The sequence below is a fragment of the Kiloniella sp. genome, assembly GCF_048270245.1.
GTDB lineage: Bacteria > Pseudomonadota > Alphaproteobacteria > Kiloniellales > Kiloniellaceae > Kiloniella.
In genome coordinates, this window is sequence record NZ_JBLWTH010000005.1 from 297,478 (window position 1) to 313,722 (window position 16,245).

Here is a 16,245-nt window from a genome sequence, read left to right on the forward strand (position 1 = left end):
GAGTAATTGACTAAAGTATATACAATTTTATAAATCAATAAGATACGGTGATTATTTGAATAAGTCTTATGTATTTTCGGCTTCAAAAAAAAATAATATCTTTTTTTAAATCTATAAAAACATTATTTTACGTGGTTTCGCCGTAAAATATACCGAATCAACTTACGATTAAGAATTATAATCATCACCAACAGTATATCCGGGTATCCTTAGATAACGACAGAGCCTTCTCTGCATCTGATTATATACGTATTAAAATTACACATTTCCGACTGAACTAACCATTTAGGATACATAACGTTCCTGAAGTGCTGCTTTCCCTTTCGTCAGGACGCGTAATTTTACTTTTCCCAATCTTCACCAACAGGGCGGCGGTCTCGTTTGCTTTCGGTGTGGATCAGATTTCTGGCTTCTTTCAAATCCATCACCGTAGGGGTATCAGGCAATTCGTTGTTATGTTCAAAAACATAAGCCAGTTCATAATACATTGGGAAATGGTCCGACCCCATAAAGGGTTGTCGCCGGATTGATACAAGTTCAAATTCTTCAGAATGGAAAATATGGTCCAACGGCCATCGTAAAAATGGATACCGCGCATCGAACGAGTTAAACATCCCTCGCCCTTGACGCGGATCAAGCAAGCGAGAAACCCGCAGAAAACGGCGAGTTGTCGATGACCATGCCACATCATTTAAATCGCCGGCAACCACCAGCGGCCTTTTGCGATATCGCGCCTTTTTCCCTGCCACCAGAATTTCGGCGTCTCTGCCAATCGTATCTCTGTGGGGCACAGGCGGATCGGGATGAATGGCAATAAGATCAAATTCATCCCCGCCCTTAAACCTGAACCGGCAATGAAAGCTAGGGATACTGTCGTTCAGCAGAAAACGGATATCACCCTGCAAAACATCCAACCGCGAGGCCAAGAACATTCCATAGCTGTTATCTTGTGGACAGCTAAGCGTATAGTCATAGCGTTCTGTTACCCCCGCCATAGCATCCACCCACAGTTGATCCGTTTCCATCAGGATCAAAATATCTGGGTCGCAATCCTTAATGATTTCAATCAATTTATCGTAGCTTTTATTGCTCTGCTTTACATTGCAAACCAGCATTTTAAAGGTTGATGCATTATCGTGTTTTGTCGGATCAAACCTTGCCGATTGCTGCCACCAAAAGGGGGTAAAGGGTATGATGTGGAAAAGTTCAATCAAAACCGAGACAGACAGCATTCCCACAAGGGAATAACAATACTGATCACTGGGAAGGAACGCCACGACAGACGCAAGCGTTACAAACGAAATAGTCAGAATTTGAAGGCGTCCAAAATCAAAAATTCTGACGGCACCATGGGCAATTGGAATAAAGGGAAGAACACTGGCCAAAAAGCACAGCACTGTAATTGCCCCTAACAAATAATGTACCATCATCACGCCTGTTTTATCCCCTTTCCCCTTTATTGGGGGTATAAATCTGTACTGACCAACATTTTCATCGCGATCAAACAATCACTAAATCTGGCAAATTTCACTTACCAGCCCAGGCTGTTCTATTCCGCAACAATACAATAATAGAAAATTTTGACTGTTTTCTTGCTGTTATTGGTTATTTCAAGTTTGTTAGCTACTTTTCTTGTGCATCTTTTTTGGGGCTATCATTTTCTTGGTTATTATTTTCTTGGGCACATTTTTCGCTATCATCAACCCCGGATATCCATGTTCGGCAAATGCCGCCCGCCAATAAAATAAGGCTAATGGCCCCAAAAGCAACAATGCCCAGTGCATAAAACCCAAAGCCAATCGTCAGGCCAATTCCCCCGGACGCCCAGATACTAGCCCCGGTTGCGGTGCCAACAACCCGGTCGCCGCGTTGAATAATTGCCCCCGCGCCAAGAAAGCCGATACCGGTCATGACACCTGCAACAATACTGGACAGATCAACCTTTACAATGGTTTCCGCCGAGGAGAAATCCGAATAAATTTCCTGTCCCAAAATCGCAAGAACACACGTGGTGACAGCGACAATCATATAGGCCCGAAAGTCGATTGGTTTATTCTTGCTATCCCGCTCTAGCCCCAAAACAAGCCCGACAACCATCGCCAAACCGACACGAAGCAAAAGCTCCTGCCAGGAAATATACGCAAGCTCGACACTCAAATCAGCCATTTTGCCCCAATCCACCATTAATCTGCTTATACACAAGTACTGTTGCCCCACAGATAGTACCTTGGGCATTATATTGTGCAAGGAAAGCGAGAGGAAAAAAGGGCTATCGGGCACTCGAAAGGTATTGGAGGGAACTTGAGAGCACCAAAACCGGGTGACACTGAGCTAGACAAATACTAGTTTGGCATGCAAGGGACTAGGTGTACAAGGGTCTAGCTGTACAAGGGACTAGCTGTACAAGGGGCTAGGTATACAGGCGACTTGTATTAAGATAAGAAAAAGCTTAGGCAAAGCCGAGATCAACAGAACAAGAAATCAAATAACAAAGCTGATCAGGAAGCCAAGTTCTTTGTGCCCTCAGCTTTATTCTCGCTCTTATTTCCCTGTTCGCCGCTATCCCGTTGTCCCGGTTGTTTTTTAACAGGCGCAAGGATGATCATTAACATGTTCACATTCTTACCGTCCGAGGCCAGCGGCAGGATCAGATCCTCAACATCCAGAATATCCTTTTTGGGGCCAACATACGGCGTAAAGGCATAAACTGGTTCTGCCAAGTCAACTGCTTTGCAACAGTTCTTCCAAACGGAATTCGGGGATTTCAGGTTATCGATTGTGCTCATCAACTCCCCGGTATAATCGCGCTTTAACAATGGCACGATACGGGTTCCGATTAACCTGAAACGGAAATCTAGTGGCTCATTTTCAACATCCAGTAACAGAATATTGGGTAAAAATGGCACCATTTCAGCCGGACTAATGTCCTCACGGCTTGGGATCGTGCCCCCTTGGCATTTCGAAAGCCAGTATTTGTACGCCAAATCAGAAGCGGCCGCTCTGAATTTCACATTAAGCATATCGGTACTCTAGTCCATCAAGAGCTGTTATCTCAAGCCAAGTAAATTTCCCAGGTAACTGCCTAGGTAAAATTATACTGTAAGATTTAATAAAGCCATCATCTGGCTTTTCTCAAGCACCCCCGAACACACAAAATTATGGGGCCGACTTTCGGCCCGTTCCATGACAGACCTGCTTTTTGGGAAACGCACGCTAGTTATGGTAAATAAACCATAAATCCAACCAAAAAGACTGCGCGGTTATGATGTATAGACAAGAAAGAGTCAAGTCTTGGAGGACTACCCCCACACGCAAGACACCGGAATCAGGTCATTTCCTCGCGAACGACTTAATCACACAGCAGTAAAAACAAAATGAACTCAAAGCCTTATAATCTTGCGTTCTACAGTGATAAGTAATTGTACCTAGACACCAGCCTATTCACACGCCTCGGGGATATCATTGATATCATAGGGGGTCGCTTCGTAGAGCGATTTGATCCAGTTGCCATAGATTGCGGCGGTATAACGCCAGGTATTAATCGGCGTCTTTTCGAGATCATCATCCGGGAAGTAGTTCGGCGGGATAGGCAGGTCGGGGAATGACTTGCGATCACGCAGAAATTCCTTCTTCATCGTATCCGTATCGTATTCAGGGTGATTGAACATATAGATCCGACGCGGATAGGTCTTGCACCCCTTTTTGAAGGCCTTGTTCTCTGCCACGAGAAAGATATCCCCTTCGTCGGTACAGGAAACAAGCTCCAGCGGTTCGTGGCCTTCGACCTTATCCCGGTGCAGACGTTGCCAACGCCCCACAGGGATCGGAAAGCGGTCTGGCAAACCAAACAGAAGGTCCGCGCTGTCTGCTTCAATACCATGCTCAAAGACACCCAGCGTCTTTGTCTTGCCGTTGTGACACTTGATATCGTGGAAATAGCGCATGGCGGCAAAGCCAGCCCAGCAAATATACATGGACGACAGCACATTGGTTTTGGACCAGTTAAAGATTTCCTGAATTTCGTTCCAAATCCCCTCGCTTGTGACATCAGCATCCAGTAAATTGACACCCGTGACCAGCAAGCCGTCAAACTTGCGATCTTTCACATCACTCCAGGCGTTGTAATATTTACTGATGTGCTCACTTGGTGTGGATTTGGATTTATGCCCCGCCTTGACACTGGCCACATAGCTGTCCGTCGTCACAAAGGTGAGCCTAACCTGTAGCGGCGTGTGTCCCAACCAACGGGCCAATTGAAGCTCTGTTGTCTGTTTGTCTGCCATCAAGTTCAGGATTGCAATTTCCAGCGGACGAATGTCCTGATGCAGGGCCTTTTCCTCTGCAATCGCTGTGGGATCCCCCAGCGACGGCAAAAAGGGATGCGCTTCACTCGCTGTAATGACGATAGGCAAACCAATAATCCTCTATAAGCAAACCAGTCTGCTCCCCTGCCTGTAATTGAAAAAACACGATCAGGAAAACACGACGACAAAGATATAAACTAAACTTGATATAGATCGTTCATGTTCAAATCAAGTCCACCGTAACTAAAACAAGCGAATAAAAGAATACAATTTTCCCTCGCTATACATCACTTATTTGGTACCAATACTTAAAAAAAATGCTCAGGATCAAAAACTAGCGGCCACAAAAGGGGCAATCTTTCACCAGAATAGGATAAAGCTACGATTTGTAGAATAGTTACTCCACGGGCCTTAATTCTGCCTTTCACAGGGGATAATAAGGTAATGCATAATAAGATAATAAATTTTAATACCCCGTTACATCCCGGATTTTAACGTGCTTATTCTTCTTTTATTCATCCTGTTTTTATTTGCGATCTTCCTGATCATTATAACTGTCGCGATAAAAACACCTAAAAATTTTATCAAGAAGTCCATGACCATTATCTTTGTGCTGTCTGGTTTATTGGGGGTTCTCTTGGGTTTTATATATTTCATAGATTATATAGAAAGTAACCCAGAGTACGTCATTCAATCCAGCTATCCCGCAATCCAGTTATCCTGATTTAGGACTTTCCCGGAATACATTCATCCTATCGCCAGCATGATAGAAACTTTATAACCAGTTTATGTCTGCATCAGATAAGCGCTTGTTCTCCCTCATAACTTGGGCCAAAGTAACATAAACAAAACAACAAGCCTTAAGCACCAGAGCAGCCTTATGCCCCAAACACACATCAAACCCAAAACCCAAAAGAAAACCATTCTTACCTGTGCCGTTACAGGGAACCTGACCAAGCCGGAACAGCATCCGGGGCTGCCCATTACCCCAAAAGAGATCGCTGATGCCGCCTTGGGCGCGGCAAAGGCCGGGGCGGCCATTGTACATTTGCATGTGCGCGATCCCCAGACGGGCAAAGGGTCCATGGATTTTAATCTCTATGAAGAAATGGTCGGGTTGATCCGTCAGCAAAATCAGGACGTGATCTTGAACCTGACCACGGGTGAAGGTGGCCGTTTTGTGCCATCACAAGACGATCCAAAAGTCGCAGCAACCGGCAGCACACTTTGCCGCCCGGAATTGCGTGTTGCCCATGTGGAAAAGCTAAAGCCTGAAATTTGTACCCTTGATTTTAACACCATGTGGTCGGGGGAAGCCGTGGTGATCAACACGCCGCGCAATGTCGAAATTATGGCTGATCGTATCTATGCCGCGGGAACCAAGCCAGAGATTGAGCTATTTGACGTCGGTGACCTGAACATGGCACTCGATTTTCTGGACAAAGGCATTCTGAAGGCCCCAACAATGATGCAGATTGTCATGGGCGTGCGGTATGGCATTTTACCCACCCCGCAAAGTCTGATGTATCTGGTATCGCAAATCCCAAAAGACACCGTTTGGGCCGCTTTTGGCATTGGACGTCATGAATTCCCAATCCTTGCCCAGTCTTTCCTGTTGGGCGGGCATGTACGGGTCGGTATGGAAGACAATCTGCAAATCCGCAAGGGTGAGCTTTGTCGTGACAATGCCCAACTGGTCGAAAAAGCAGCCGATATCATCGACAATCTGGGCGGCACACTGGCCACACCAGACGAAGCCCGTAAGATATTGGGCCTTTAAAATTAACCCCGTTAAAGAAACCCGATAAATTATGGCCCGAAATCTAAGGCTGATAAATTAAGGCCCGAAAACTAAGACCACAAAAACTAATGCCGTAAAAGCACCTTCGCCTCCCTACTTCTCTCAAACGATCTGGATTTGATAATGCCAAACGAGCAACCTGCGACCACACCCATTCCCCACAATGCAAAAGTCGATGCTTCAAAAGCTGATGTCTCAAAAGAAGAAATCGCCAATCTGATCAAAGCACGCAGATTGTTAAAAGAGAAAGTGAGTGTTGCATGGTACTGGGCAATCTTCATGATTGGCATTGTTGCCCCGGCTCTTTTTGCGCCCATTATTTTGATTGCTTCCGCACCGATATCTGTTCTTGTATCACTTTATCTTTTGATCCTACCGGCAAAACGATTGAAAAAAGAACTTACCACTTTGAACGTTAAGGTTCACCAGACACGCGAACTATCGGTCGGTGACTATTGCGGTCCGCCACAAGCAGAACTTCCGCTTTATCAGATTATTGAAACCCGTGATGATCCCAAATTACTGACACTGAAAATCCTGTTATCCAAAGAACAAGATGAAATTGGAAAGATCGTCAAAGATCAGAGAGAACAATTTGTCGTGCCCTATCTGTTTAATAATTAGAGCGGATCACGACAGATAACCCCCGAAAGCCTGATACATCCCAAACAAAAGCAGCTCGGAAGCAATAAAACAGAGGGAAAACTCCATATTTTTTCGACCATCAAATAAATTTTAGGCCGTCTTCTCATTAGATTCATGCTGATTTTCATCCAGATAATTGCGCATGACCTCTTCGACGTCATTACAGTTACGGATAAAGTCAGGAATTAACTCATAAGCCTGTTCGGCTTGATCATCCCGGATCACCCCTTCAATCTGTTGCGCCTGACGTCCCAAACCTTTTGCCCCAAGCTCAAAACAAATAGGCTTGAAAGAATGAGCCGCAGATTTAATGGCCGCATTGTCCCTCTCGTCCAGCGCGTTTTGTATATTCAGGGCCGTCTGGGCCGAAAATTCAACAAAACATTCAATAATCGGAAACACCCTGTCGCCAATCTTTCCTTTTAGCGTTTCAACCTCGGAAAAATCAACCAGCTGTTCGCCCTTTTCAGATCGATCATAGTTTGATCTATCGTCTTCTGGATTACCCTTTGCCAAGGTTCCAGTTTGAAGGTTATCGTCTATAGCCGCTCCGCTATCAGCATTAGATCTTCGGTCAACGATCCACTTTTGCAAAACTCTTTCTAAATCATCAATTAGTACTGGCTTTGAAATAAAATCATCCATTCCAGCATCCAGACATTTTTGACGATCGCCCTCCATCGCGTTGGCTGTAAAGGCAATGATCGGCAAAGACTTGCGTTCACCATCTAGCTGACGAATTTGACGGGTTGCCTCAAAACCATCCATCACTGGCATGTGACAATCCATAAAGACAATATCGAATTGCTGTTGATCCAGCTGTTCCAATGCCTCTTTACCATTTCCGGCGGGTGTAATCAGACACTCATAACGTTCCAGAATTTTTGTCGCGATCATCTGATTGATCGGATTATCCTCGGCAAGCAGAACCCGTACCCCTTTGAAATTAAGGTTTGTTTCCTGTTTAAGTTCGGCCTCGCGGAAGCTGTGCCGGGTAAAGAGCGGGGTTTCTTCGGCCTTGTCCCGCGTCGACCAGACTGCAGCAAGGGTAGAACGTATAATACCGGGAAAAATGGGTTTGGTCAGATAGCCCCGAAAACCAAGATTTTTGACCAACTTACCATCGCCGCGTTCAGGGGAAGATAACATCAAGATCATCTGCGGGGTTTGAATATTTGCATCGATCTGAATTTCGCGCGCAAGATCGTGCCCGTCCATTCCCGGCATGCAATAGTCAGATAATAAAAGATCAAAGGGGTGGGTCTGAGCCATGTCATCACGCAAAAGAGCCAATGCTGCTTCCACTGTACTCGCCAGGTGAATTTCCATGCCAAGCTCAGCCAACTGTTCGCTGACGATTTCCAATGACACTTTGCTGTCATCGACTACCAATAATTTAAGACCCTCCAAAGATTCCTGGGCTTGTATTGCAGCAACTTCTTTTGATGCGACCAGTTTTTCCTGTCGCCCAAGTTCTATATTAAAGCTAAAACAAGATCCCTTGCCCAATTCGCTTTCAACCGAAAGCTGCCCCCCCATTAAGGCGATCAGATCCCGGCAAATTGCCAGCCCAAGCCCCGTACCACCGAAGTGACGGGTTGTCGAAGCATCGGCCTGAGAGAACTTTTCAAAAATTAATTTCTGTTTGTCTGCAGCAATACCAACCCCAGTATCCTTGACATTAAACACATAATTTATCCTTCCATCATCCATTTGCTCTGAACGGACGCCAATAAAGATATGCCCCCGATAGGTAAACTTAATGGCATTACTCAAAAGATTAAGAAGGATTTGTCGGATACGACCGGGATCACCAACAACAAAGCGTTCCGTTTCTGGTGGAAAACTGACCAAAAATTCAATATCATCATCTTTGTCTTTGGGTATCACCAGATCAATCACATCTTCGACAAGCTGTTGCATGTCAAAGGGGATAAGTTCCAGATCCAGTTTCCCCGCTTCAATTTTGGAAAAATCCAGAACATCGTTTATCAGCGCCAACAAAGCATCAGCGGATTTCATGACGGTTTCAGCAAAATTGTATTGTTTTGGTGACAGTTCTGTATCAAGCAAAAGCCCCGTGGCCCCGATAATACCGTTCATCGGGGTTCTTATTTCATGGCTCATACTTGCCAAAAATTCTGATTTCACCTTATTGGCTTGTTGCTCCTTAAGCGCCAAAGCATCCAGTGTTTTATTCTTATCTTCTAAAACTTGATTGGCCTTTTTCAAGTCCCCTGTTCTTTTGAAAACAAGCTGATTAAGGTTTTCATTTAAATTTTCAAGAGATCCTGCCATGTCCTGAAAAGACTGCGAAAGTTCCTTTGCTTCCTGCCAACCTTTTGTCACAGGTGGAACATCAAATTCCCCGGATGCCAAGCGCTTCGTCATTAATTTTAGATGATCAATGGGACGGGCGATAAAATACGCAATAACAATACCCGCCACCACAGAAATCAACGCAACAAGTCCCACCAGCCAAATTAGAGACTGGTTTGCATTATCATAAGAAGCATTGACCTCTGCCTCGTCAATTTTCACAACCAGGCCCCATTCAAATTCAGGAATGATGCGTGTAAACGCTCGAACTGGCTTATTTCGATAATCCGCTACGCCCCGTAAAATGGTTTCATTACCCAATAATGCCTGCGTAATTGGTGTCTGGATATTCTCTTTACTGACTTTACGATTAAAAGCCGCATCCGGGTCATGACGAAGCGGCACCACGACAAGCGCATCACCATTGCTGGTTCTAACAGCAATCAACCATTCACCGGTTAATCCCAAGCCACTTCTGTCTTCGATTAAATCAGATAAAAAATCTGCTTTGAATTCGACAGATATATAACCAATCACACGACCATCTTGAATAAGTCGGGCGGCACTCTGAACAACACCTCCCCCCTTGTTGACAAGGCGAACAGCATAGTCTTTTTCAGGAATATGAAAGGCATCGTCAGGGGCCTCAACCGGGGCTGTCGTCGCGACCTTTTTGCCAACGAGATCAAAAACCTCAATAGCTTCCAATCGCCTCATATTCCCCTGAGCATCTTTCAGGATCTTGGTGATTTTATCTTTGTGTTGCTGTTCTTTTGTCCTGTTCCACTTGTCCAGACTGACCCGCATCTGGGTTCTACTGGCAATCAACGCCGTATTATCCTGTACCCGATCGACAACTGCCAGAACACGTTTTTTCGCGATAAGAGAAACCGCAGACAAGTTGTCTTCGATCTGTTTTTGGTGTTGTTCCGATGAATGCTGGGTATAATATTGAAAGCTCAAAATAAACGGCACGACTGAAATCAGCAAAAAAGCTGTAATCAACATATGCTTTAACTTCATCGGCACCTATTCCCAGCTTATAAATTCAAGTCCGTATCTTACTGTCTTAATTCACGACACGCAGGGCCTAAATCACCACACTCGGGGCCAAATCACACTTCGAAACCTAGTAATTTAACGGGCGTTTTAAGGCCTATTACAAAGTTATCGCTTCAAGATTCCAGTTACAAAACCTACATCAAAGTTTCAAGTTATCGCGAGTACAACTTGTTAGTGCATAAAATACAGTATAAATATAATTAGTTAATTTTTATTACTCTAAAAATATTATTTTATTTCAGACAGATAACATACAACTTCGCAACGAACGACAAAAAAATCAGTCATTTATTCTACTACGTAGACAGATATAATTTGTTGGGCAAATATCGATGGTTGTTTTTCAGAAATCAAGGCCTCCTAAATTACAGTAATTAAGGTGTTTTTACGAATTAGAGTTTTTTTTCTGGGCCCATTTACCAAGATGGACAATCAGACACCATCCTCTAACTTGAAATATTCATCATAATAATCAATATATTAGAGGAAGCATTAAACAGGATTGTATTGTCATTTACCCCGCCGGGTCGTACCCTTAAACAAACTTGCGACTAACCAGACGCAGCTTTGTAACAAAAACACCAAAAATCCGGGATTACGATAACCATGACAGACCTCTCCCCAACGCTTCATCTTGTCTGTGGAAAAATCGCCGCAGGGAAATCAACACTGGCGCGCAACCTGTCGATTGATCCCAAGGTTATTTTGATAAATGAAGATACGTGGCTGTCCCGGCTTTATCCCGAAGAAATTAATAGTATTCCCGATTACGTGCGTTGTTCGAACCGTCTGCGCAGCATTATGGAAGACCACCTACAACAATTGCTTCAAGCCGGGGTATCCGTCGTGCTCGATTTCCCCGCCAACACACCGGACATTCGGGCGTGGATGCTGGGCATTGCGACCCGCGCCAAGGTGAAAAACAAGCTGCACTATCTGGACGTCAGCAATGACCTGTGCAAAGAACGCCTGCACACGCGCAACGCATCCGGTTCCCACGAGTTTGCCCCCAGCGACGAAGAGTTTGAGGTGATCACCAGTTACTTCGTACCGCCCCAAAAGGATGAAGGGCTTAACATTATTCTCCATGTCTGATGGCTGGCGGACTTAATCTCTGACGTATGTAATAGCTTGATCGTTAATCACCATAAGCAGCCTAAGGGGAAATGAGCGCATCTTTGTTTTTCAGATAACCAAAGATCAAGCTGTTTCCTATTTTGAGACTTTCCCCATTTCAAGATTTTTAGACTGATTAACGCACTGATCACAGACAACATTCGCGTTGGTCGATTTTCTCTATACCAGAATAGTCGGGGAATAGCTGGGAATAGTCAGGGTCGATTGCGTCGTGACCATCTATCAGCGCCTCGCTTATTGACTGGCATCCCGATAAGCCTGGACCAGTTTAGCCGCCTCTTTACCAACATTCACAGCATCAACACCGGGCTTATAAAGTGATGAGCCCATGCCCATGGCATAAACACCCGCCGCAATAAACTGATGCATGTTTTCCGCACCTATTCCCCCTGTGGGACAGATCCGCGTGCCAGAGGGCAAGACAGCAGAGATTGCTTTTATAAAAGGAATGCCGAGGGTATCTGCGGGGAAAATCTTTAATATATCAGCACCCGCCTTTAAGGCAGTAAAACACTCTGTCGGCGTAAAGCAGCCCGGAATCGACAGCAAACCGAGTTCCTTTGTGCGCGTAATCACATCTTTATCCATATTGGGAGAGATTATTACCTGACCACCAACATCTTTCACGCGCTCGACATCTTCAACCGTCAGGACAGTCCCTGCCCCAAGAATAATATCATCCCCGTGTTTGGCCTTAATCCTTTGTATGGTTTCATCCCAATCCGGGCTATTGAGCGTAACCTCCATAAAAGGCATACCATTATTAACAAGGGCATCAGATACTGCGTCAGCCTCGTGTGGTTGAATACCTCGCAGAATAGCAACAAGCGGCATCTGTTTAATTCGGTCGTGCAGTTCATTCATCATAACTATGTCCTGAATTAATTAAGTTTAGAGAGATCAATCTCGACAATAGATCCCTTGGCACAGACAACCTGCGCGGCTGTTTCATGTGCCCGGTCAAGCGCCTCGGCAAAAGAAGCTCCCTCTGATCTGGATGCCAAATAGGTACCAATAAAAGCATCGCCAGCTGCAGAGCTATCCACGACATTTGATACAGCTGTAAAGCTTTTAGAAACTATCTTCTGGCCGTTCTGCCAAAGCTCAGCCTTTTTGCCACCGCAGGTCAAAACCCACTCGGCCGCAGCGTATTCAGATGATAAGCTCTCTACATTTTGCAAACCATACAGACTTGCAAGTTCTTCATCTGAAATCTTGACGATATCAATTAGCGGCAGGATTTTTCTGGCAAACTCACAGGCTTCTTCTTTCGACCACAGCTGGGCACGATAGTTAAAATCAAAGACAATCCTTGCCCCTTTGTTTTTAGCTTCGGCAACAGATAAAATCAGATTGTTTCTGTTTTCAGTAATCGCCGCGGTAATCCCCGAAAAATAAACCAGATCAAAATCGGATAGATCTTGGGGTTCATCAAAAAGATGACGCGCAGCAGACTGTCCACGCCAATAGCCGTATTGCTTTTCACCCGTAGCATCATTCCCAAGAATAAATAGACCGATCGTACGCCCATCAACACATTGTACCCGACGGGTTGAAACACCCTGTTTTTCTAGAAAATCGATGCATTCACTGCTGATCGCATCGCGTCCCAACGCCGTTAGATAATCGGCCCTGATCCGTCCGTGACTGGTCACATTTATATAATGCGCCACATTAAAAGTATCGCCGGCAAAGCTCTTTTTAAACAGGCCATCGCCGACATCCGACATCTCTAACATCACCTCGCCAATGGAAAGTATTTTAGTCATAACGGTTTGTATATTCTCTTATTACAGCAAAGTTTAAGATTGTAGCAGCGGTTAAGGTTGTACCCATTACCTAATGACTGTCCCTAGGCAGTCCCTTGCTCGCCGCGATGCGCTGATACTTAACCGCCGGCTTTAACACCATTCCTTCAGAAAGCTGATCGATAATACCACGCTGAATTTCCTGCCACGGGGTTTGGTGTTCGGGAATTTGATATCCTCCCGCCTCTGCCAGTTCTACTTGACGCGCTTTAAGTTCAGCATCTGTAATAAGAATATTGGCCTGCCCCTTTTTAAGGTCAATTCGAACCCGATCACCATTTTTTAACAGCGCAAGCCCACCGCCGACGGCGGCTTCGGGCGAGGCGTTGAGTATGGATGGTGACCCCGATGTTCCCGACTGCCTTCCATCACCGATACAAGCCAGCGACGTTACACCCTTTTTAAGAAGGTAATCCGGCACCCGCATGTTGACGACCTCGGCAGCCCCGGGGTAACCGATGGGACCAGCCCCCCTGATAAAAAGAATGGAATTTTCGGTAATGTTCATTGCGGGATCATCAATTACCTCACGATAGTGTTCGGGGCCATCAAAGACGACAGCGTCCCCTTCGAAAGCATTGGGATCGTCAGGGTTGTTAAGATAGCGATCGCGAAATTCATCGGATAAAACGCTAAGTTTCATAATTGCAGAATCAAACAGATTGCCGCTAATTACTTTAAAACCAGCAGCAAGCACCAGAGCAGTATCAAAGGTACGAATTACATCCGGATTTTCTGATTTTTTACCCCTATAATTTTCGCCGATACTCGCGCCAGATACAGTTGGGCAATCTTCGTGGATCAAGCCTTTGGATATGAGTTCCGAAACCACGGCTGCAACGCCGCCTGCCCTATGAAAATCTTCGGCAAGATATTGTCCCGCTGGTTGAAGATTGACGAGCAAAGGCACATCCAGACCATGTTTTTCCCAGTCTTCAATATCGAGTTCAACCCCGATATGACGCGCAATCGCTGTTATGTGGATCGGCGCATTCGTTGATCCACCAAGTGCAGAGTTCACGACGATGGCATTTTCAAATGCCTCTCTTGTCAGAATATCCGAAGGCTTAATGTCCTTGTTCACCAACTCGACAATACGGCGGCCGGTTTCATAGGATATCTGCCCACGTTCACGATAAGGTGCTGGAATAGACCCCCCACCCGGAAGCTGCATACCCAACGCTTCTGAAAGCGAGTTCATGGTCGATGCTGTCCCCATTGTGTTGCAATAGCCGGCAGAGGGCGCGGAATCTGCGGCGCGTTTCATGAAATCTTCGTAGTTGATCTCTCCCTTTGCATGCAGCTCTCGCGCTTCCCAAATCGCCGTGCCAGACCCGCAAAGACGCCCGCCTGAATAGCCATTGAGCATTGGTCCACCGCTTAACACAATCGCTGGAATATCAACCGTAGCCGCTGCCATCATACAGGCTGGTGTGGTCTTGTCGCATCCGACGGTAAGCACAACACCGTCCAAGGGATAACCGTAAAGCACCTCGACCAGTCCCAGATAAGCAAGGTTACGGTCCAGTGAAGCCGTAGGTCGTTTACCTGTTTCTTGTATCGGATGAACGGGAAATTCCAGTGCAATTCCCCCGGCGTCACGAATACCATCACGTACGCGCTTGGCCAGTTCAATATGGGGGCGGTTACAAGGTGAAAGATCTGACCCGGTTTGTGCAATACCGATAATAGGCTTTCCGGATTGAAGCTCTTCGCGGGTCAAGCCATAGTTCAAATAGCGTTCAAGATAGAGCGCGGTCATATCGGGATGATCAGGATTATCAAACCAAGCCCGGGATCGTAGTTGTGGTTTTTTCTTCGAGGTCAGTTTATTTGACATAAGTCACTTCCTTAGCGGCCGGTCAAGCCAGGGAATGCGATAAGCAAGCCCACGGCGACAATCTGTATACAAATAAAGGGGAGTAGTGATCGGAAAATAACACCTAGACTAATGTCAGGCGGTGCCACTGACTTAAGATAAAAGGCCGCAGGCCCAAAAGGAGGCGAGAGAAAACTAACCTGCATATTCATGGCGAAGAGAACACCAAACCATACGGGATCATATCCGAGTGAAATCACAATCGGTACGAAGATCGGCATGGTTAAAAGTGCGATTCCAACCCAATCAAGGAACATGCCCAGTACAAAGAGGATCAGCATCATAAACAGGATAATGACGATACCGTTGTCGGAAATTCCTGTAATTAACCCCGAGACAAAATTAATCCCGCCCATAAGATTAAAGACCCCGACCAATGCACTTGCGCCGATACCGATCCAGACAATCATCCCACAGGTCGACAGCGTTTGAACCGCTGCCCCCTTGAACATGGCAAAGGTGAATTCGCCACGGATAATGACAGAGAGCAAGACCCCTGCGACGCCAACAGCCGAAGCTTCTGTGACAGAAGCAATCCCCCCATAGATCGACCCAAGAACAAAGATCACCACCATGATTGGTAGAATAATCCCCTTCAGCAATTTTAGTTTCTCTTTCAGGGGAATAGGCTCAACTTCGGGCGCTGGCGCCAGATTTGGGTTGAGATAGCAGCGGATTAAAACATAAGCAACATAGAAACTTGCCAACATCAATCCGGGAATAAAAGCCGAGGTAAAGAGATCACCAATGGAAACGCTGGCTGTTAATCCGTAAATAATGAGCACAATAGAGGGCGGCACCATTGTGCCAAGAGATCCCCCGGCGCAAACGACACCAATGGCCAGATTTCGATCATACCCCTGACGAAGCATCTGCGGCAGAGCCAACAGACCAAGCAGGATAATTTCTCCACCGATAATCCCACTCATAGCGGCAAGCACAACGGCAACAAATATCGTCTGAATGGCAACCGATCCTCTTACGCGGCCCCCGACAAGCTTCATGGCATCAAACAGATCCCGTGCAATCCCGGATCGATCCAACAGCGCGGCCATCAGAACAAACATGGGCACCGAGACAAAAACAAAAGAGGACACAAAAGAATAGACCCGGCTGGTGATCAGGGGAACGGCCATGGGGCCAAACCACCCCAGTGCAAACACCAGCGCAACAAGGAGTGTAACAAAGGCAAGTGGCATGCCGGTCATCAATAGGACCAACAGCATAACAAACATGACCAGCGTCCCGTATTCAACGCCGAGCAAAGAAAGATCAATCATCAATTTAGTT

At 45.8% G+C, this 16,245-nt stretch carries 12 protein-coding genes; 3 read left to right on the forward strand and 9 right to left on the reverse strand.

Annotated elements, in window-relative coordinates:
- Nucleotides 1–341 precede the first annotated feature (341 nt).
- The 4 genes from ACN0W5_RS13740 to ACN0W5_RS13755 all read right to left on the reverse strand — a co-directional run bounded on the left by ACN0W5_RS13740 (nt 342) and on the right by ACN0W5_RS13755 (nt 4,412).
- A complete protein-coding gene (locus ACN0W5_RS13740; protein WP_417454736.1) occupies nt 342–1,430 on the reverse strand; it encodes an endonuclease/exonuclease/phosphatase family protein in 1,089 nt (362 codons plus the stop codon).
- 193 nt (nt 1,431–1,623) lie between these two features.
- Nucleotides 1,624–2,166, reverse strand: coding sequence for an MgtC/SapB family protein (locus ACN0W5_RS13745; protein WP_417454663.1), 543 nt, complete (start codon nt 2,164–2,166; stop codon nt 1,624–1,626).
- Between the two features lie 332 nt (nt 2,167–2,498).
- Nucleotides 2,499–3,020: a PAS domain-containing protein gene (locus ACN0W5_RS13750; RefSeq protein WP_417454664.1), complete on the reverse strand. Its 522-nt coding sequence runs from the start codon at nt 3,018–3,020 to the stop codon at nt 2,499–2,501.
- A 417-nt stretch (nt 3,021–3,437) separates the two neighbouring features.
- Nucleotides 3,438–4,412 carry a homoserine O-acetyltransferase/O-succinyltransferase family protein gene (locus tag ACN0W5_RS13755; RefSeq protein WP_417454665.1) on the reverse strand — a complete coding sequence of 325 codons (975 nt, stop codon included), beginning with the start codon at nt 4,410–4,412 and terminating at the stop codon, nt 3,438–3,440.
- Nucleotides 4,413–5,184: 772 nt separating this feature from the next.
- Between ACN0W5_RS13755 and ACN0W5_RS13760 the strand changes: the two genes are divergently transcribed.
- Nucleotides 5,185–6,084: a 3-keto-5-aminohexanoate cleavage protein gene (locus tag ACN0W5_RS13760; RefSeq protein WP_417454666.1), complete on the forward strand. Its 900-nt coding sequence runs from the start codon at nt 5,185–5,187 to the stop codon at nt 6,082–6,084.
- Between the two features lie 144 nt (nt 6,085–6,228).
- On the forward strand, nt 6,229–6,729 hold the full coding sequence (locus ACN0W5_RS13765; RefSeq protein ID WP_417454667.1) for a hypothetical protein: 501 nt from the start codon (nt 6,229–6,231) through the stop codon (nt 6,727–6,729).
- 111 nt (nt 6,730–6,840) lie between these two features.
- On the opposite strand, the gene ACN0W5_RS13770 is transcribed toward ACN0W5_RS13765, so the two are convergent.
- Nucleotides 6,841–10,092: a response regulator gene (locus tag ACN0W5_RS13770; RefSeq protein WP_417454668.1), complete on the reverse strand. Its 3,252-nt coding sequence runs from the start codon at nt 10,090–10,092 to the stop codon at nt 6,841–6,843.
- A gap of 645 nt (nt 10,093–10,737) precedes the next feature.
- On the opposite strand from ACN0W5_RS13770, the gene ACN0W5_RS13775 reads away from it, so the two are divergent.
- Nucleotides 10,738–11,226, forward strand: a complete 489-nt coding sequence (locus tag ACN0W5_RS13775; protein WP_417454669.1) for an AAA family ATPase — start codon at nt 10,738–10,740, stop codon at nt 11,224–11,226.
- A gap of 276 nt (nt 11,227–11,502) precedes the next feature.
- On the opposite strand, the gene ACN0W5_RS13780 is transcribed toward ACN0W5_RS13775, so the two are convergent.
- The 4 genes from ACN0W5_RS13780 to ACN0W5_RS13795 form a co-directional block, all read right to left on the reverse strand.
- Nucleotides 11,503–12,135 carry a 2-dehydro-3-deoxy-6-phosphogalactonate aldolase gene (locus ACN0W5_RS13780; RefSeq protein WP_417454670.1) on the reverse strand — a complete coding sequence of 211 codons (633 nt, stop codon included), beginning with the start codon at nt 12,133–12,135 and terminating at the stop codon, nt 11,503–11,505.
- Nucleotides 12,136–12,149: 14 nt separating this feature from the next.
- Nucleotides 12,150–13,037, reverse strand: a complete 888-nt coding sequence (locus ACN0W5_RS13785) for a sugar kinase (RefSeq protein ID WP_417454671.1) — start codon at nt 13,035–13,037, stop codon at nt 12,150–12,152.
- Between the two features lie 70 nt (nt 13,038–13,107).
- Nucleotides 13,108–14,916 carry an IlvD/Edd family dehydratase gene (locus ACN0W5_RS13790; protein ID WP_417454672.1) on the reverse strand — a complete coding sequence of 603 codons (1,809 nt, stop codon included), beginning with the start codon at nt 14,914–14,916 and terminating at the stop codon, nt 13,108–13,110.
- A gap of 11 nt (nt 14,917–14,927) precedes the next feature.
- Nucleotides 14,928–16,235: a TRAP transporter large permease gene (locus ACN0W5_RS13795; protein WP_417454673.1), complete on the reverse strand. Its 1,308-nt coding sequence runs from the start codon at nt 16,233–16,235 to the stop codon at nt 14,928–14,930.
- Nucleotides 16,236–16,245 lie beyond the last annotated feature (10 nt).

Excerpts from the sequence above, each read along its gene's own strand:
- ACN0W5_RS13780 (WP_417454670.1), bottom strand. The coding sequence starts at position 12,135 with ATGATGAATGAACTGCACGACCGAATTAAACAGATGCCGCTTGTTGCT.
- ACN0W5_RS13795 (WP_417454673.1), bottom strand. The coding sequence starts at position 16,235 with ATGATTGATCTTTCTTTGCTCGGCGTTGAATACGGGACGCTGGTCATG.
- ACN0W5_RS13765 (WP_417454667.1), top strand. The coding sequence starts at position 6,229 with ATGCCAAACGAGCAACCTGCGACCACACCCATTCCCCACAATGCAAAA.
- ACN0W5_RS13775 (WP_417454669.1), top strand. The coding sequence starts at position 10,738 with ATGACAGACCTCTCCCCAACGCTTCATCTTGTCTGTGGAAAAATCGCC.
- ACN0W5_RS13745 (WP_417454663.1), bottom strand. The coding sequence starts at position 2,166 with ATGGCTGATTTGAGTGTCGAGCTTGCGTATATTTCCTGGCAGGAGCTT.
- ACN0W5_RS13740 (WP_417454736.1), bottom strand. The coding sequence starts at position 1,430 with ATGATGGTACATTATTTGTTAGGGGCAATTACAGTGCTGTGCTTTTTG.
- ACN0W5_RS13750 (WP_417454664.1), bottom strand. The coding sequence starts at position 3,020 with ATGCTTAATGTGAAATTCAGAGCGGCCGCTTCTGATTTGGCGTACAAA.
- ACN0W5_RS13760 (WP_417454666.1), top strand. The coding sequence starts at position 5,185 with ATGCCCCAAACACACATCAAACCCAAAACCCAAAAGAAAACCATTCTT.
- ACN0W5_RS13790 (WP_417454672.1), bottom strand. The coding sequence starts at position 14,916 with ATGTCAAATAAACTGACCTCGAAGAAAAAACCACAACTACGATCCCGG.
- ACN0W5_RS13785 (WP_417454671.1), bottom strand. The coding sequence starts at position 13,037 with ATGACTAAAATACTTTCCATTGGCGAGGTGATGTTAGAGATGTCGGAT.
- ACN0W5_RS13770 (WP_417454668.1), bottom strand. The coding sequence starts at position 10,092 with ATGAAGTTAAAGCATATGTTGATTACAGCTTTTTTGCTGATTTCAGTC.